Source organism: Mycobacterium pseudokansasii (genome assembly GCF_900566075.1).
In the GTDB taxonomy this organism is placed as follows: Bacteria; Actinomycetota; Actinomycetes; order Mycobacteriales; family Mycobacteriaceae; genus Mycobacterium; species Mycobacterium pseudokansasii.
This window is the reverse complement of sequence record NZ_UPHU01000001.1, coordinates 2652011-2667356: the sequence shown is the minus strand read 5'-3', so window position 1 is coordinate 2667356 and position 15346 is coordinate 2652011. Positions and strand designations below refer to the sequence as shown.

Here is a 15346-nt window from a genome sequence, read left to right as displayed (position 1 = left end):
TTCCCCCGGGGACGTTCACCCCGAACCCACGCCCCAATGCCGTATCCCGGATGCTGGCCGCACAGTTCGCGCTGGAACTCAAACTGCTGCTGCGCAACGGCGAGCAGCTGCTGCTGACCATGTTCATCCCGATCACCCTGCTGGTCGGGCTCACGCTGCTGCCGCTCGGCTCGTTCGGGCAGCACCGCGCTGCCACGTTCGTACCGGTGATCATGGCGCTCGCCGTGGTCTCCACCGCGTTCACCGGCCAGGCCATCGCGGTCGCGTTCGACCGCCGCTACGGCGCGCTCAAACGGCTCGGCGCGACCCCGCTACCGGTCTGGGGAATCATCGCCGGCAAGTCACTGGCCGTGGTTGCCGTGGTGTTTCTGCAAGCAATCATCTTGGGCGCCATCGGCTTTGCGCTGGGCTGGCGACCGGCACCGGCCGCGCTGGCCTTGGGGGCGGCCGTGATCGCGCTGGGCACCGCGGGCTTCGCCGCGCTGGGGCTGCTGCTGGGCGGCACGTTGCGGGCCGAGATCGTGCTCGCGGTCGCCAACCTGATGTGGTTCGTGTTCGCCGGGTTCGGCGCGCTCACCCTCGAAACCACGATGATCCCGACGGCCATCAAGTGGGCGGCCCGGCTTACCCCGTCCGGCGCGCTCACCGAGGCGCTGTCGCAGGCGATGATCCTGTCGGTCGATTGGTTCGGGCTGATCGTCCTGGCGGCGTGGGGAACGCTGGGGGCGCTGGCGGCGCGCCGCTGGTTCCGCTTCACCTGATCGGGCCCCGGTCCGCCCGCCGATAGTGCCGCCGCGGTCGTTGGCCCGGCCGAAACACCACAGCCATGGCGGCAACCTCGGCGCGATGCCCGCTTCTACTACGCGATGTAGTTGTCGTTACGATCGGGCGGTGGCCGTCGGACGAACATTGATGCGATGGGTGGACCTGTTCCCCGACCCGAGCCTGCGGGTGCAGCGCGCAATTGCCGCCGCCGTCATCTTGACCCAGGGCGGGATCGCGGTCACCGGCACGATCGTGCGGGTCACGGCGTCGGGCCTGGGTTGTCCGACCTGGCCGCAGTGCTTCCCCGGGAGTTTCACCCCGGTAGCGGTCGCCGAGGTGCCGCGGATCCACCAGGCGGTGGAGTTCGGCAACCGGATGATCACCTTCGCGGTCGTGATCGCCGCGGCGCTGGCCGTGCTGGCGGTTACCAGGGCGCGCCGGCGTCCCGAAGTGCTGGTCTACGCATGGCTGATGCCCGCCTCAACGGTGGTGCAGGCCGTGATCGGCGGCATCACCGTGCGCACCGGGCTGCTGTGGTGGACGGTGGCCATCCACCTGTTGGCATCCATGACGATGGTCTGGCTGTCGGTGTTGCTCTACGTCAAGGTCGGCGAACCCGACGAGGGGATTGTTCACCGGAACGTGGTCCGGCCCCTGCGCACGCTGACGGGGCTCACTGCGGTGAATCTGGCCGCGGTCCTGGTCACCGGCACGCTGGCGACAGCCGCCGGGCCGCATGCCGGTGACAAGAGCCCCACCCGCACGGTGCCGCGGCTGAAAGTCGAGATCAACACCCTGGTACACCTGCATTCGTCACTGCTGGTTTCCTATCTGGCGTTGCTGGTCGGCCTCGGATTCGGGCTGTTGGCCGTGGGTGCCACCCGGTCGATCCTGCGGCGCCTTTCCGTGCTGCTCGCCCTGGTTTTCGCGCAGGCCGGGGTGGGCATCGTGCAGTATCACACCGGGGTGCCGGCCGCCCTGGTGGCACTCCACGTCGCCGGGGCCGCAGCGTGTACCGCAGCCACCGCGGCACTATGGGCGTCGATGCGAGAACGGGCCCAGCCCCAACCGCTCCAGAGCTGACTCCACGCATACCGCGAAACGACGCTGGCCGCGATCGCGGGCAGCGACGTCCAACCGGCGCCACCCCAGCGACGGGTCCACCAATTGCAGTTCCAGCAGCCGCCGTCCGACTAGATGGGCCCGCGCATAGAGCAGCTCGTCGATGCCGACTCCGGACGCGGCCGCGGCTGCGGCCAGTGCGGCGGCCCCAGTCTCCCAGATTTCGAAATCAGGCTCACCCCGGCGGAGCGCGCCGTCTTGTGTGGTGAAGGCGTGCGACGGCTGGCCCCCGAGGAAGATCAGCAGGGTTTCGGCTTCCGGGTCAGCCGTCTGCACCACCACCGAGTGGCCGCCTTGCCGGAGTTCGGCGATATACGCCGCGGCCGACGAGGGATCGCTGAACCGGCAGGCGCCGGCGCCGACGGTCGGGGCGACAAAGACCGGTCCGGCATGCGGCAGCCGGATCTGCTGGCCCGGCGCACATACCTGACCGGGCACGGTCGGCACTCCCCGACTCGCCAGGTCTTCCAGATAGCGACGGTCGGCGTTCCAGGCTACGACCGACGGCGCATTCAGCAGATTGGCCACGCTGTTGGCCCAGGGCAGGAACTCGTCGAGGCGCCCTGGGTAGTCGCGGGTGGCCCGCAATATCACCAGATGTGCGCGGGCCACGTCGGGATGGTCCCAAGGTAACCAATGGGCGTGTAACCCACGGTGACGCAGCGCCGCAACCAGCCCGGCGTCGTCACCGTCGCCGGAAGGGTGCCGCGACCAACCCGCCAACACGATGCGCGGATGGAAGGTATCCGGCCGGGCGAGCTTCATGCCCGGGCATGATAACCACATGCATGCAATCGAAGTCAGTGAGACCGGCGGACCCGAGGTATTGCGTTATGTCGAGATGCCGCAACCCGAACCCGGCCATGGCCAACTGCTGATCAAGACCGAGGCCATCGGTGTCAACTTCATCGACACCTATTTCCGTTCCGGACAGTACCCCAGGGAACTGCCGTTCATCATCGGCTCCGAGGTGTGCGGCACCGTGGTAGCCATCGGCGACGGAGCCGCGGCGGCCAACGGCGCCGTGCGCGTGGGCGACCGGGTGGTCAGCGCTTCAGCCAATGGCGGCTACGCCGAATTCGCCACGGCGCCAGCATTTTTGAGTGCCAAAGTGCCTGAGGGCGTCAGCTCCGAAGTGGCCGCGTCGGCGTTGCTGAAAGGCCTGACCGCCCATTACCTGCTCAAGTCGGTGTACCCGGCGCAAAGCGGCGACACCGTCCTGGTGCACGCCGGCGCGGGTGGTGTCGGATTGATCCTGACGCAGTGGGCCGCCCACCTCGGGGTACGGGTGATCACCACCGTCTCGACCCCGGAGAAGGCCAAGCTGTCCCAGCAGGCGGGTGCGGCCGAGATACTCGACTACCCCACCGATGCCGGGCAGTTCGCCGATCGCATCCGTGCCCTGACCGACGGGGCCGGTGTGGCAGCCGTATACGACGGGGTTGGCGCCACCACCTTCGACGCCAGCCTGGCCAGCCTCGCCGTCCGGGGCACACTGGCGCTGTTCGGCGCCGCGTCCGGTCCGGTTCCACCGGTCGATCCGCAGCGCCTCAACGCGGCCGGGTCGGTGTACCTCACCCGGCCCTCGCTGGTCCACTTCCTGCGCACCGGCGAGGAGTTCAGCTGGCGCGCCGCCGACCTGTTCGACGCGATCAGCAGCAGGGTGGTCAACGTCGAGGTCAGCGGTCGCTATCCACTGGCCGAGGCGGCCCGGGCTCACACGGATTTGCAGGGGCGCAAGACAATCGGCTCGGTGGTGCTGCTGCCCTAGTGCGTGGCCGCTGATCACCGACGTCCGATTGCCGGCGAGCGCATCTCAGGTGAATCGGACGACGCTGCCCGGCACCAGGCGTTCCACACGTCCCCGGCATTCGACTTCCACCGGCGGCACATCACGCGGTTCGACGCTGATCTCCGCGCCCTTACCGCTGACCCGCAGGTGTAGGTGGTTACCCCGGTAATGAATCGGAAAGCCAAGCGCACCAAGGTATTCCGGCCACAACGGGGACAGCACGATGCGGTCGCCGCGGATCTCGAGACCGGTGAAGCACCGCTGCACGAAATCGACACTGCCGGCCATGGCGGCCAGATGAACACCTTCCGAAGTGGTGCCGCCCTGGATGTCGGCGATATCGGACTTGAGCACCTGCTGGAAGAACTCCAGCGCGCGATCCCGGTTGGCCCTCGCCAGCACCCAGCCGTGGACGACCGCACTCAGCGTCGATCCATGTGAAGTGCGCGCCACGTAATAATCGACCATCTCCGGGATCCGGCGCGGATCCAAGTGGTAGTCGAGCCGGTCCAGCAGCTCCCGCAACTCGTCGGCCGACAGCAGGTAGAGCAGCATCAGCACGTCGGCCTGCTTGGACGCCCGGTACCGGTTGACGTCGTCGTCCTCGGCTTCGAGAATGCGGTCGAGCCGCTGAATGTTGCGGTATCGCCGCCGGTAGCCATCCCAATCCAGTTCCAATAATTGTTCGTATCCCTCGAACTGGCTGATCACACCGTCGTGAAACGGGACGAACATGCGCCTGCTGACGTGGTCCCAGTGGGCCAGTTCCTCGTCGGTCAATCCCAGCTCTTCGCACAGGTCCAGCCGGTTCGGCAGCGGCATCAGCTGCAGCGCATCGATCGCGCGCAGGATCACCCAGACCGCCATCACGTTGGTATAGGCGTTGTTGTCGACCCCGTCGTATGGCCGGTCCGGGTAGCCGGAGTGGAATTCGTCGGGCCCGATGACACCGTTGATGCTGTAGCGGTCGCGCTCCTGGTCGTAGGTGGCCCGGCTCACCCAGAACCGGGCGATTTCTGCCATCATCTCGGTCCCGTAGTCGATCATGTACGCCAGATCACCGGTGACCTGGTAGAAGTTCCAGACGTTGTATGCGACGGCGATACCGATGTGGTGCGCGCGGTGACTCGCATCAGGCCGCCACCGGCCGGATCGCGGATTCAGGTGCTGCTCCGGGCTTTCCTCTCGCCCGTCGCTACCGGACTGCCACGGGTACAGGGCGCCGCGGTAACCGGCCAGCTTGGCCGCGCGCCGCGCCTCCAGCAAGCGGCGATGCCGGTATCGGAGCAACGACCGGGTGATCGTGGGAAGTCGCAGATTCAGCACGGGAAAGATGAACAGCTCGTCCCAGAAGATATGTCCGCGGTATGCCTCGCCATGCAGCCCGCGGGCCGGGACCCCGACATCGAGTTCCTCGCTGTTGTAGGACACCGTTTGCAGCAGATGGAGCAGATGCAGCCGCAAGACTCGCAATTCTTCGGTGTGGTTGCTGAATTCGATCGACAACCGCTCCCACAGGTGTGCCCAGGCGAGCCTGTGGGCCGCGCAGATCTCGGGGAATCGTCCTTGGCGGGCCAGCCTGCGCTCGGCTCCCGTCGACGGGTGTGACGTGGCGACGTCACGTCCGGTCACCAGGGTGACAATCTTCTCCACGGTCAGCGGCTGACCCTGCTTGAGGGTGGTGAAGATCTGGTGGCCGATTTCGAATTCCTCATCGAGCAGGCAATACGTCGCGGGCGCCGGGGTGTCGCCGTGCCAGGCGCTGGTCCGTGCGGCCAGCGCGACCGGAATCTTCGACTGGGTGGTCTCGACGGCCATCAGCACCGAATTCTCAGACAGCACAACCTTTTCCAGTCCCTGCAAGTGATTGCTGGCCAAGTCTCGGTAACGCTCGACCCCGTAGTTGCGGACGTCGCCGTCCAGGGTTGACCGGATCTCGATTGCCCCTTCCCAGTCCTGGGCCACGATGGTGGTTTGCAGGGCCGCCACGTGCGCCTGGTTCATCGCCACGAACCGGTGCTGCGTGATCGAGGTGGTACGGCCGGCGTCGTCGCGGTAGGTCAGCTCCCGAGTGAGCACCGCACCGCGCAGGTCGAGGGTCTGGCGGTAAGACAGCAACGTCACCGCGTCGAGGTCCAACCAGTCACCGTTGTCGATGCGGAAGGTCAACGGAAGCCAGTTGGGCAGATTCACCAGGCTTTCGTGCGCAGTCCGCGTACCGCCGACCAGATCATCGAGCCGGTTATACACACCGGCGGCATAGGTTCCCGGATAGTGGACTTGGCCGGCCTTGGATTCGGGAGCAGCCCCTCGAGTGGCGAAGTAACCGTTGCCCACTGTGCACAGCGCTTCACGCAGCTTTTCGTTGGGCGGATCGTAACCCTCCCAGGTGAAAGTCCAACCGCGAGCGCGCGTCTCCCGGTCATATGCCAGCCACCTGGCGCCGCGCCGAACGAAGTCACGTGCCTCGGTAGGGCTGGTCAGCGTGAAGCTGGCAGTGGTGGGGCGGTCACCGTCCTCGTCGTGGCGGACCACGACTCCGATACCGCTGAACCGCACCGCATCGAAGGCGTCCTCGTCGGTGAGGTCGCCACCGATGTAGATCGGCAGCACCCGGTCCGGTTGTGCCCCCGATTCGCGCCCCACGATTATGTGGTCGCGTATCCAGGCGAGTGCGGTTCCCTGGTCCCAGTCGATATCGGGGCGCAATTCGACAACCCAGCGGCCGCTGGTGAGGCGAAGGCCGTGTCGTCGGCTCTGCCGGTGCGCTGCCGCGATCACCTCGGGCACCTGCTCGTGCGCGACCTTGCCGTAGTGCACGCGGACGACGAACCTGGTGTGTTCGACATGCGCGCCCGATGTCGAGCCCAGTTCGACCTCAAGTGCGGTTGCCGCGCTTGCAAGCACGGGGACCGCGGCGGCCGCCGCGTCATGCTGATATTCGGTGCCGTCGGGTGCCATCAGGTCAAAGCCGTGGCTACCGGCATACCAGATGCCCGGCACCCCTACCCGGTTGCGAACGTCCGCCAGATCCCGGCCGGACACTACCGCGACCGGGCACTGCTTCGCCAAATCCGCCAGCGCCTGGGCCGCGCCGTCGACCAGCGTGGCGAGGTCGGGGTCGGGCACGCTCTCCGACAGCGTGCTGTCGTAGTTCACACAGACGAACGGCTGCCGGCCGGAGACCATCCCGATCACCTGGCCGTAGGAATCCAGCGCGTTGGGGCGCCGTGACATGCATTGGTCACCGCTGCGGACCATGACGTCCGAGAGATCGACGACGACGCCGTCGGCGCCGCAGTGCAGCAACTCGTCGGCATGCTCATCCTGGCCGAGACCGACGACATAGGCGAAGCCGCACTCACGGGCTGCCTGCACCCCGCCGCTATCACCCGCTATCACTGCCGACCGCTCCGCGGCCACACCCAGCTTGACGGCCGCAGCTAAGAGGCCAATGCAGTAGCGCTTTGTCGGAAGCTCGGGTGTCCCCGCGGGGGCTCGCTCGGCCCGGGCGGTCAATGGTTCGGCGCTCCCCGCTGCCTCCAGAACTCGGATGCTGTGGCCGCCCGGCGAGTAGAGGGCGGTGACCAAACCGGCCTGGCGGAGCTTATGGGCGAGCGCGAGAATCGACTCCATCGTGTCGTCGGGATCGTGCCCACCAAGAACGCCAGGAGCGTCGAGAACGAAGATGACCCCGTCGTGCCGACGCGGATCGATCGTGGACGACTTCATCGCGAGGATCCCCCTAGCACCGAGTACTCAACGTCCCATGATCGCGCGCAAACGCTACGGCGAGAACCTTTTCCGGGCCATCCGAGCATTTCGGCAGCCGATTGGTGACAAAGGTCCCGCCGACCGAGGCAGAGGCGCCTGAAACCAGAGCTTCGAACTAAAGCAGAGTGGGCAGGCCCAACGCCGAGTCGACCGCCAGTGCGCAGAAGACCAACGCCAGGTAGTTGTTCGACTGCAGGAACAAGCGCAGCGGCTTGACCGGTTCACCGGCGCGAACACCCGCGTCCAACTGATGTGCCATCGCCAGGAACCACGCACCCGCCACCACGGCCACCGCGGCGTACAGCCATCCGGTCGCCGGGGTCAGCGCCAGCGTCGCCGACACGGTCAGCCAGGTATAGATCAGGATCTGCCTGGTGACCTGACGTTCGGTCGCCACCGCGGGCAGCATGGGCACGCCGGCCTCTTGGTAGTCCTCCTTGTAGCGCATCGCCAAGGCCCAGGTGTGCGGCGGCGTCCAGAAGAAGACGATCGCGAACATCGCCAGGGCCGGCCACGCCAGGGTTCCGGTGACCGCCGACCAGCCGATCATCACCGGCATGCAGCCGGCGGCGCCGCCCCACACCACGTTCTGGGAGGTGCGGCGCTTGAGCAGCAGCGTATAGACGAACACGTAGAACGCCACCGTCGCCAGGGCCAGTAGCCCGGACAGCAAGTTCGTCGTCCACCACAGCCAGAGAACGGAGACCACCGTCAGCGCCAAACCGAAGGCCAGCGCGCTTCTGGTCGGCACCGCGGCACGCGCGAGCGGCCGGCGCGCCGTCCGCTTCATCACCTTGTCGATGTCGGCGTCGGCCACACAGTTGAGGGTGTTCGCGCCGGCGGCGGCCATCATCCCGCCGATCAGCGTGTTGAGAATGACCAGGGGATGGACGCTGCCGCGATCGGCGAGCAGCATCGCCGGTATCGCGGTGACCAGCAGCAGCTCGATGACCCGCGGCTTGGTCAACGCCAGGTAGGCCAGCGCTGTTGCGAGCGCGCGGCTCTTCTTCGACGTCGCGATGCCCGGCGCGTAGTGCCGCCTGGCGATGCCAGGTTTGCCAGGTATGCGGCCCGTCGCGACGCGGCCACGAACGCTCACGAAATAACTCCTCGGGGAACGGCCGCGCACAGCTTCTACTACGCACGATGGTAGACGGCGTGGCCGAGGCAGCAGTGCCGCAGGGTCGATTCACAGCTATTTTTCCGGCCTTGCGGCACTGATTGCACAGCGTACGCAGCCCGACAGGCTATTTTCACAGTGCTGTTGGACGCTTTGCGACAGGCCGCGCTGGTTACTCCAACTTGGGGCCTGCAACCGCCGGCCATCCCGCACTAGGGTGGGATTGATCAGTTTGATGACCCTGGACTGCGGACTGAACTGAGGACTGAATCTGTGACCACACTCGAAGAGATCTCGACGCTTACCCAACCGCGCCACCCCGACGACTGGACCGAGATCGATTCGGCTGCGGTCGACACCATCCGGGTGCTTGCCGCCGACGCCGTCCAAAAGGTCGGCAACGGTCACCCCGGAACGGCCATGAGCCTGGCTCCGCTGGCCTACACGCTATTTCAACGCACGATGCGCCACGACCCGAGCGACACCACCTGGCTGGGCCGCGACCGGTTCGTATTGTCGTGCGGGCACAGCAGCCTGACCCTCTACATCCAGCTCTACCTCGGCGGCTTCGGCCTCGAACTATCCGATATCGAGTCGCTGCGCACCTGGGGTTCCAAGACTCCCGGACACCCGGAATTCCGGCACACCCGAGGTGTGGAGATCACCACCGGCCCGCTGGGTCAGGGGTTGGCGTCGGCCGTCGGGATGGCCATGGCGTCGCGGTACGAACGTGGTCTGTTCGACCCGGACGCCGAGCCGGGCACCAGCCCCTTCGACCACCATATCTACGTGATCGCCTCCGACGGGGACATCGAGGAAGGGGTGACCTCGGAAGCGTCGTCCCTGGCAGCCGTCCAGCAGCTGGGCAACCTGATCGTGTTCTACGACCACAACCAGATCTCGATCGAGGACGACACCAACATTGCGCTGTGCGAGGACACCGCCGCCCGCTACCGTGCCTACGGCTGGCACGTGCAGGAGGTGGAGGGCGGCGAAAACGTCGTCGGGATCGAGGAGGCCATCGCCAACGCGAAAGCCGTCACCGACCGGCCGTCGTTCATCTCGCTGCGGACCATCATCGGATACCCGGCGCCGAATCTGATGAACACCGGGAAGGCGCACGGCGCGGCCCTCGGCGACGACGAGGTGGCCGCCGTCAAGAAAGTACTGGGCTTCGATCCCGACAAGACATTCGAGGTTCGCGACGAAGTCCTCACCCACACCCGCGGTCTGGTGGCTCGCGGCAAAGAAGCCCACGACCGCTGGCAGGTCGAGTTCGACGCCTGGGCACAACGCGAACCGGAACGCAAGGCGCTGCTGCAGCGGTTGACCGCCGAGCAGTTGCCCGACGGGTGGGACGACAACCTGCCGCATTGGGAACCCGGGTCCAAAGCGCAGGCCACCCGCGCGGCGTCCGGCGAGGTGCTGTCTGCGCTGGGACCAAAGCTGCCAGAGTTGTGGGGCGGGTCCGCGGACCTGGCGGGCAGCAACAACACAACCATGAAGGGCGTGGATTCCTTTGGCCCACCGGCGATTTCGACCAAGGATTACACCGCGCACTGGTACGGCCGCACCTTGCACTTCGGCGTCCGCGAACATGCGATGGGCGCCATCCTGTCCGGCATCGTGCTGCACGGCCCCACCCGCGCCTACGGGGGCACGTTCTTACAGTTCTCCGATTACATGCGCCCGGCGGTTCGGCTGGCTGCTCTGATGGATATCGACACCATCTACGTCTGGACGCACGACTCGATCGGGCTGGGCGAGGATGGACCGACCCACCAGCCGATCGAGCACCTAGCGGCGCTGCGGGCAATTCCCCAGCTCTCGGTGGTACGCCCGGGCGACGCCAACGAGACCACATATGCCTGGCGCACGATCCTGGCCCGCGGCAACGGCAGCGGTCCGGTCGGTTTGATATTGACCCGGCAGGGCCTACCGGTGCTCGAGGGCACCAGCGCCGAAGGCGTCGCCCGTGGCGGGTATGTGCTCGGCGACGACAGCGATGACGGGCCTGACGTGGTGATAATCGCCACCGGCTCGGAGCTGCAGCTGGCGGTCGAGGCACAGAAGTTGTTGGCGGACAAGGACATTGTCGCACGAGTGGTGTCAATGCCCTGCGTGGAGTGGTTCGAGTCCCAGCCGTCGGACTACCGCGACAGCGTGCTGCCGCCGTCGGTGTCGGCCAGGGTCGCCGTCGAGGCCGGTGTCGCGCAGTGCTGGCACAAACTGGTCGGGGACACCGGCGAGATCATCTCGATCGAGCACTACGGCGAATCCGCCGACTACAAAACGTTGTTCCGGGAATTCGGCTTTACCGCGCAAGCGGTTGCCGCCGCCGCGGAACGAGCACTCGACAACTGAGAAAGGGCGTTTCAATGAGTCAGAACCCCAACCTCGCCGCGCTCAGCGCCGTGGGCGTCTCCGTGTGGCTGGACGACCTGTCCCGCGACCGACTGAATTCGGGCAATCTGCGGGAGCTGATCGACACCAAGTGTGTCGTCGGCGTGACCACCAACCCGTCCATCTTCCAGAAGGCGCTGGCCGAGGGCGACGCCTACAACGGCCAGATCGCCGAGCTGGCCGAGCGCGGAGCCGACGTCGACGCCACGGTGCGCACCGCCACCACCGACGACGTGCGCCGGGCCTGCGATGTGTTCACCCCGGTGTGGGAGGCTTCCGGCGGCCTGGACGGTCGGGTATCGATCGAGGTCGACCCGCGGCTGGCCCACGACACCGACAAGACGATCCAGCAGGCCGTCGAGCTGTGGAAGATCGTCGACCGGCCGAACCTGTTCATCAAGATCCCGGCCACCAAGGCCGGCCTGCCCGCCATCACCGCCGTTCTGGCCGAAGGGATTTCGGTCAATGTCACGTTGATCTTCTCCGTCGAACGCTACCGCGAGGTCGTGGACGCCTACCTCGCCGGGATCGAGAAGGCACGAGAAGCCGGCCAGGAGCTATCCAAGATCCATTCGGTGGCATCGTTTTTCGTGTCCAGGGTGGACACCGAAATCGACAAACGGCTGGAAAAGCTCGGATCGCAGGACGCGCTGGCGTTGCGCGGGCAGGCCGGGGTGGCCAACGCCCGCCTCGCCTATGCCGCCTACCAGGACGTCTTCGGGGGCGGCGACCGTTACCGAGCCCTCAGGGCAGACGGCGCACGCGTACAACGACCCCTGTGGGCGTCGACCGGCGTCAAGAACCCCGAGTACGCCGACACTCTCTATGTCACCGAGTTGGCGGCTCCCGACACGGTGAACACCATGCCGGAACCGACGCTGGACGCCGTCGCCGATCATGGCGTGATCAAAGGAGATACCGTCAGCGGCACCGCATCCGACGCGCAGCAGGTATTCGACAAACTTCAGGCGGTCGGTATAGACCTTGACGATGTGTTCGTCGTGCTGGAGGACGAAGGCGTGGCGAAGTTCGAGGCGGCGTGGACGGAGCTGCTCAAAGAGACTCAGGCGCAGCTCGACTCCGTCACCAAATGAGCGCAGCTCGCAACTCCGCCGCCACGCAGTGGCACAACCCGCTGCGCGACAAGCTGGACAAGCGGCTGCCCAGAATCGCCGGTTCGTGCGGCATGGTGATTTTCGGCGTCACCGGGGACCTGGCCCGCAAGAAGGTGATGCCGGCCATCTACGACCTGGCCAACCGGGGGCTGCTACCCCCCACATTCGCCCTGGTGGGATTCGCCCGCCGCGACTGGGACACTCAGGATTTCGGCCAGGTGGTCTACCAGGCGGTCAAAGAACACTGCCGGACCCCGTTCCGGCAGGAGAACTGGGACCGGCTAGCCGAGGGATTCCGTTTCGTACCAGGCTCTTTCGACGATGAGCAGGCTTTTACCCGGCTTGCCGAGACGCTGGAGAAGCTCGACGTCGAGCGCGGCACCGGCGGCAATCACGCCTTCTACCTGGCGATTCCGCCCAAGGCATTCCCGGTGGTCTCCGAGCAGCTGCACAAGTCGGGACTGGCCCGTCCGCAGAGCGACCGCTGGAGCCGGGTCGTCATCGAGAAACCGTTCGGTCACGACCTGGACAGTGCCCGCGAGCTGAACAAGGCTGTCAACGCGGTCTTTCCGGAGGAGTCGGTCTTCCGCATCGACCACTACCTGGGCAAAGAGACGGTGCAGAACATTCTGGCGCTGCGGTTCGCCAATCAGTTCTGGGATCCGATCTGGAATGCGCACTATGTCGATCATGTGCAGATCACTATGGCCGAGGACATCGGCCTGGGTGGTCGGGCCGGCTACTACGACGGTATCGGTGCGGCCCGTGACGTCATCCAGAACCACCTGATGCAGTTGCTGGCACTGACCGCGATGGAAGAGCCGGTCAGCTTCAAACCGTTTGCGTTGCAGGCGGAAAAAATCAAGGTGCTCTCGGCGACTCGGCTTGCCGAGCCGCTCGACGAGACCAGCAGCCGTGGTCAATACACCGCCGGATGGCAGGGCGGCGAAAAAGTGGTGAGTCTGCTACACGAGGAAGGTTTCGCCGAGCACTCCACCACCGAGACGTTCGCCGCGATCACTCTGGAGGTCGACACCCGCCGCTGGGCCGGTGTGCCGTTCTATCTACGCACCGGAAAACGGCTGGGCCGCAGGGTGACTGAGATCGCGTTGGTCTTCAAGCGGGCGCCGCATTTGCCGTTCGACGCCACCATGACCGACGAGCTCGGCGCCAACGCTTTGGTCATCCGGGTGCAACCGGACGAAGGGATGACCCTGCGGTTCGGATCCAAAGTCCCGGGCAGTGCGATGGAAGTCCGCGACGTCAACATGGACTTCTCCTACGGCTCGGCGTTCGCCGAAGACTCGCCGGAGGCATACGAGCGGCTCATCCTCGACGTGCTCCTCGGCGAACCGTCGCTGTTTCCCGTCAATGCGGAGGTCGAATTGGCTTGGGAAATACTGGATCCCGTCCTGGATTACTGGGCGGCTCACGGCAAACCCGACCCCTACGAGGCCGGCACGTGGGGCCCGGATTCGGCCTTCCAGATGCTGCACCGCACCGGCCGGGAGTGGCGGCGCCCGTGATCCGCGCCGGCGACGATGCAGAGCGAAGCGATGGAGAGGAGCGGCGCACATGATCGTCGATCTGCCCGAAACCACCACCACCGCAGTCAATAAGAAGCTCGACGAGCTACGCGCAAGGATCGGCGCTGTCACGATGGGCCGGGTCCTGACGCTGATCATCGCCCCGGACAGCGAGGCGATGTTCGAAGAATCCATCGAGGCCGCCAACTCCGCCAGCCATGAACATCCCAGCCGGATCATCGTGGTGATGCGAGGTGACCCGTACGCCGAAAAACCGCGCCTGGACGCCCAACTGAGGGTGGGCGCCGACGCCGGCGCCGGAGAGGTCGTGGTGCTGCGACTGTCCGGCCCCCTCTCCGGCCACGCCCACAGCGTCGTCATCCCGTTCCTGCTGCCCGACATCCCGGTAGTGGTCTGGTGGCCCGACATCGCTCCGGCGGTACCTGCCCAGGACCCCTTGGGCAAGTTGGCGATTCGGCGCATCATGGACGCCACCAATGGCGTCGATCCGCTGTCGGCGATCAAGAGCCGGCTACCCGGATACACAGCCGGCGACACCGATTTGGCCTGGAGCCGCATCACCTATTGGCGGGCACTGCTGACCTCTGCCGTCGACCAGCCGCCCCACGAACCGATCGAGTCGGCGCTCGTGTCGGGCTTGAAGACCGAGCCGGCGCTCGACATCCTGGCGGGCTGGCTGGCCAGCCGGATCGAGGGTCCGGTGCGCCGTGCGGTCGGCAAACTACAAGTCGAGCTGGTACGCAAGAGCGAGACCATCGTGTTGAGCCGACCGCAGGAAGGGACCACCGCCACCCTGAGCCGGACGGCCAGGCCCGATGCCCGGGTTCCGTTGGCGCGCAGGGTAACCGGAGAGTGCCTCGCCGAAGATCTGCGCCGGCTGGACCCCGACGAAATTTACTTCGCGGCATTGGAAGGCATCAAGAAGGTGCAGTACGTATGAATCTGGACGTCCAGACCTTTCCTGACACCGAGATTCTGGTCGAGGCCGCCGGCCAACGGCTGATCCGGGCCATCGACAGCGCGGTGGCGGCCAGGGGGCAGGCACTGATCGTGCTGACCGGCGGCGGGAACGGCATCGCGTTGCTGCGTTATCTCGGTGCGTCCGGGTCGCGGATCGACTGGTCCAAGGTTCATCTGTTCTGGGGCGACGAACGCTACGTCTCCGAGGACGATGACGAGCGCAACGACAGGCAGGCGCGTGCCGCGTTACTCGATCACGTCGACATCCCACCGAGCCAGGTGCACCCGATGGCCGCCAGTGACGGTGAGTTCGGCACCGACCTGGACGCCGCGGCACTGGCCTACGAACAGGTGCTGGCAGCCAATGCCGGACTCGGTGAGCGGGCACCGAATTTCGACGTCCATCTGTTGGGGATGGGTCCCGAAGGCCACGTCAACTCGTTGTTCCCGCACACTGCGGCCGTGCGTGAGACCACTCGTCTGGTGGTTCCCGTCGACGACTCGCCGAAACCCCCGCCCCAACGAATCACCTTGACGCTACCGGCGATACAGCGTTCCCGCGAAGTGTGGCTGCTCGTTTCCGGCCGGGCCAAGGCCGACGCGGTGGCCACTGCCATCGGCGGCGCGGACCCGGTCACCGTGCCGGCCGCCGGAGCAGTCGGGCGGGAGAACACACTGTGGCTGCTCGACGAGGAGGCCGCGGCCAAGCTCGGCTGACAGCGCGGTCGCAGACTCGGAGCCGCGTCGG

At 66.2% G+C, this 15346-nt stretch carries 11 protein-coding genes; 8 read left to right on the top strand and 3 right to left on the bottom strand.

Features of this window, described 5'->3' with window-relative positions; genetic code table 11:
• Positions 1–50 precede the first annotated feature (50 nt).
• Together EET10_RS12240 and EET10_RS12235 are read left to right on the top strand one after the other, a co-directional pair.
• On the top strand, positions 51–761 hold the full coding sequence (locus EET10_RS12240) for an ABC transporter permease (RefSeq protein WP_244601921.1): 711 nt from the start codon (positions 51–53) through the stop codon (positions 759–761).
• A gap of 151 nt (positions 762–912) precedes the next feature.
• Positions 913–1848 (top strand): COX15/CtaA family protein, encoded by a 936-nt coding sequence (locus EET10_RS12235; RefSeq protein WP_036401453.1) that lies wholly within the window; start codon positions 913–915, stop codon positions 1846–1848.
• Here EET10_RS12235 and EET10_RS12230 read toward each other — a convergent pair.
• Positions 1798–2652 (bottom strand): hypothetical protein, encoded by an 855-nt coding sequence (locus tag EET10_RS12230; protein ID WP_036401066.1) that lies wholly within the window; start codon positions 2650–2652, stop codon positions 1798–1800. The two genes, EET10_RS12235 and EET10_RS12230, sit on opposite strands and share 51 nt — an antisense overlap.
• A gap of 19 nt (positions 2653–2671) precedes the next feature.
• On the opposite strand from EET10_RS12230, the gene EET10_RS12225 reads away from it, so the two are divergent.
• Positions 2672–3658, top strand: a complete 987-nt coding sequence (locus tag EET10_RS12225) for a quinone oxidoreductase family protein (RefSeq protein WP_063467231.1) — start codon at positions 2672–2674, stop codon at positions 3656–3658.
• A gap of 45 nt (positions 3659–3703) precedes the next feature.
• On the opposite strand, the gene otsB is transcribed toward EET10_RS12225, so the two are convergent.
• Both otsB and EET10_RS12215 read right to left on the bottom strand, forming a co-directional pair.
• Positions 3704–7411, bottom strand: a complete 3708-nt coding sequence (gene otsB / locus EET10_RS12220) for a trehalose-phosphatase (protein WP_122502182.1) — start codon at positions 7409–7411, stop codon at positions 3704–3706.
• A 157-nt stretch (positions 7412–7568) separates the two neighbouring features.
• The gene (locus EET10_RS12215; RefSeq protein ID WP_122502181.1) at positions 7569–8552 is read right to left on the bottom strand and encodes a heme o synthase; all 984 of its coding nucleotides are present in this window, start codon (positions 8550–8552) and stop codon (positions 7569–7571) included.
• Between the two features lie 294 nt (positions 8553–8846).
• On the opposite strand from EET10_RS12215, the gene tkt reads away from it, so the two are divergent.
• From tkt to pgl, 5 genes are read left to right on the top strand one after another with little or no spacing between them, the layout of a single operon-like run.
• Positions 8847–10937: a transketolase gene (gene tkt / locus EET10_RS12210; RefSeq protein WP_122502180.1), complete on the top strand. Its 2091-nt coding sequence runs from the start codon at positions 8847–8849 to the stop codon at positions 10935–10937.
• Between the two features lie 14 nt (positions 10938–10951).
• The gene (tal, locus tag EET10_RS12205) at positions 10952–12070 is read left to right on the top strand and encodes a transaldolase (protein ID WP_036401072.1); all 1119 of its coding nucleotides are present in this window, start codon (positions 10952–10954) and stop codon (positions 12068–12070) included.
• Entirely contained in the window at positions 12067–13617 is a 1551-nt protein-coding gene (zwf, locus tag EET10_RS12200; protein WP_122502179.1) for a glucose-6-phosphate dehydrogenase, read from the top strand. Before tal ends, zwf begins: the two co-directional genes overlap by 4 nt.
• A gap of 49 nt (positions 13618–13666) precedes the next feature.
• On the top strand, positions 13667–14578 hold the full coding sequence (gene opcA, locus EET10_RS12195) for a glucose-6-phosphate dehydrogenase assembly protein OpcA (RefSeq protein WP_122502178.1): 912 nt from the start codon (positions 13667–13669) through the stop codon (positions 14576–14578).
• Positions 14575–15315 (top strand): 6-phosphogluconolactonase, encoded by a 741-nt coding sequence (gene pgl, locus EET10_RS12190; RefSeq protein ID WP_063467235.1) that lies wholly within the window; start codon positions 14575–14577, stop codon positions 15313–15315. The genes opcA and pgl overlap by 4 nt, the downstream gene beginning before the upstream one ends.
• Positions 15316–15346 lie beyond the last annotated feature (31 nt).

Excerpts from the sequence above, each read along its gene's own strand:
- EET10_RS12240 (WP_244601921.1), top strand. The coding sequence starts at position 51 with ATGCTGGCCGCACAGTTCGCGCTGGAACTCAAACTGCTGCTGCGCAAC.
- EET10_RS12235 (WP_036401453.1), top strand. The coding sequence starts at position 913 with ATGCGATGGGTGGACCTGTTCCCCGACCCGAGCCTGCGGGTGCAGCGC.
- EET10_RS12230 (WP_036401066.1), bottom strand. The coding sequence starts at position 2,652 with ATGAAGCTCGCCCGGCCGGATACCTTCCATCCGCGCATCGTGTTGGCG.
- EET10_RS12225 (WP_063467231.1), top strand. The coding sequence starts at position 2,672 with ATGCATGCAATCGAAGTCAGTGAGACCGGCGGACCCGAGGTATTGCGT.
- otsB (WP_122502182.1), bottom strand. The coding sequence starts at position 7,411 with ATGAAGTCGTCCACGATCGATCCGCGTCGGCACGACGGGGTCATCTTC.
- tal (WP_036401072.1), top strand. The coding sequence starts at position 10,952 with ATGAGTCAGAACCCCAACCTCGCCGCGCTCAGCGCCGTGGGCGTCTCC.
- zwf (WP_122502179.1), top strand. The coding sequence starts at position 12,067 with ATGAGCGCAGCTCGCAACTCCGCCGCCACGCAGTGGCACAACCCGCTG.
- opcA (WP_122502178.1), top strand. The coding sequence starts at position 13,667 with ATGATCGTCGATCTGCCCGAAACCACCACCACCGCAGTCAATAAGAAG.
- pgl (WP_063467235.1), top strand. The coding sequence starts at position 14,575 with ATGAATCTGGACGTCCAGACCTTTCCTGACACCGAGATTCTGGTCGAG.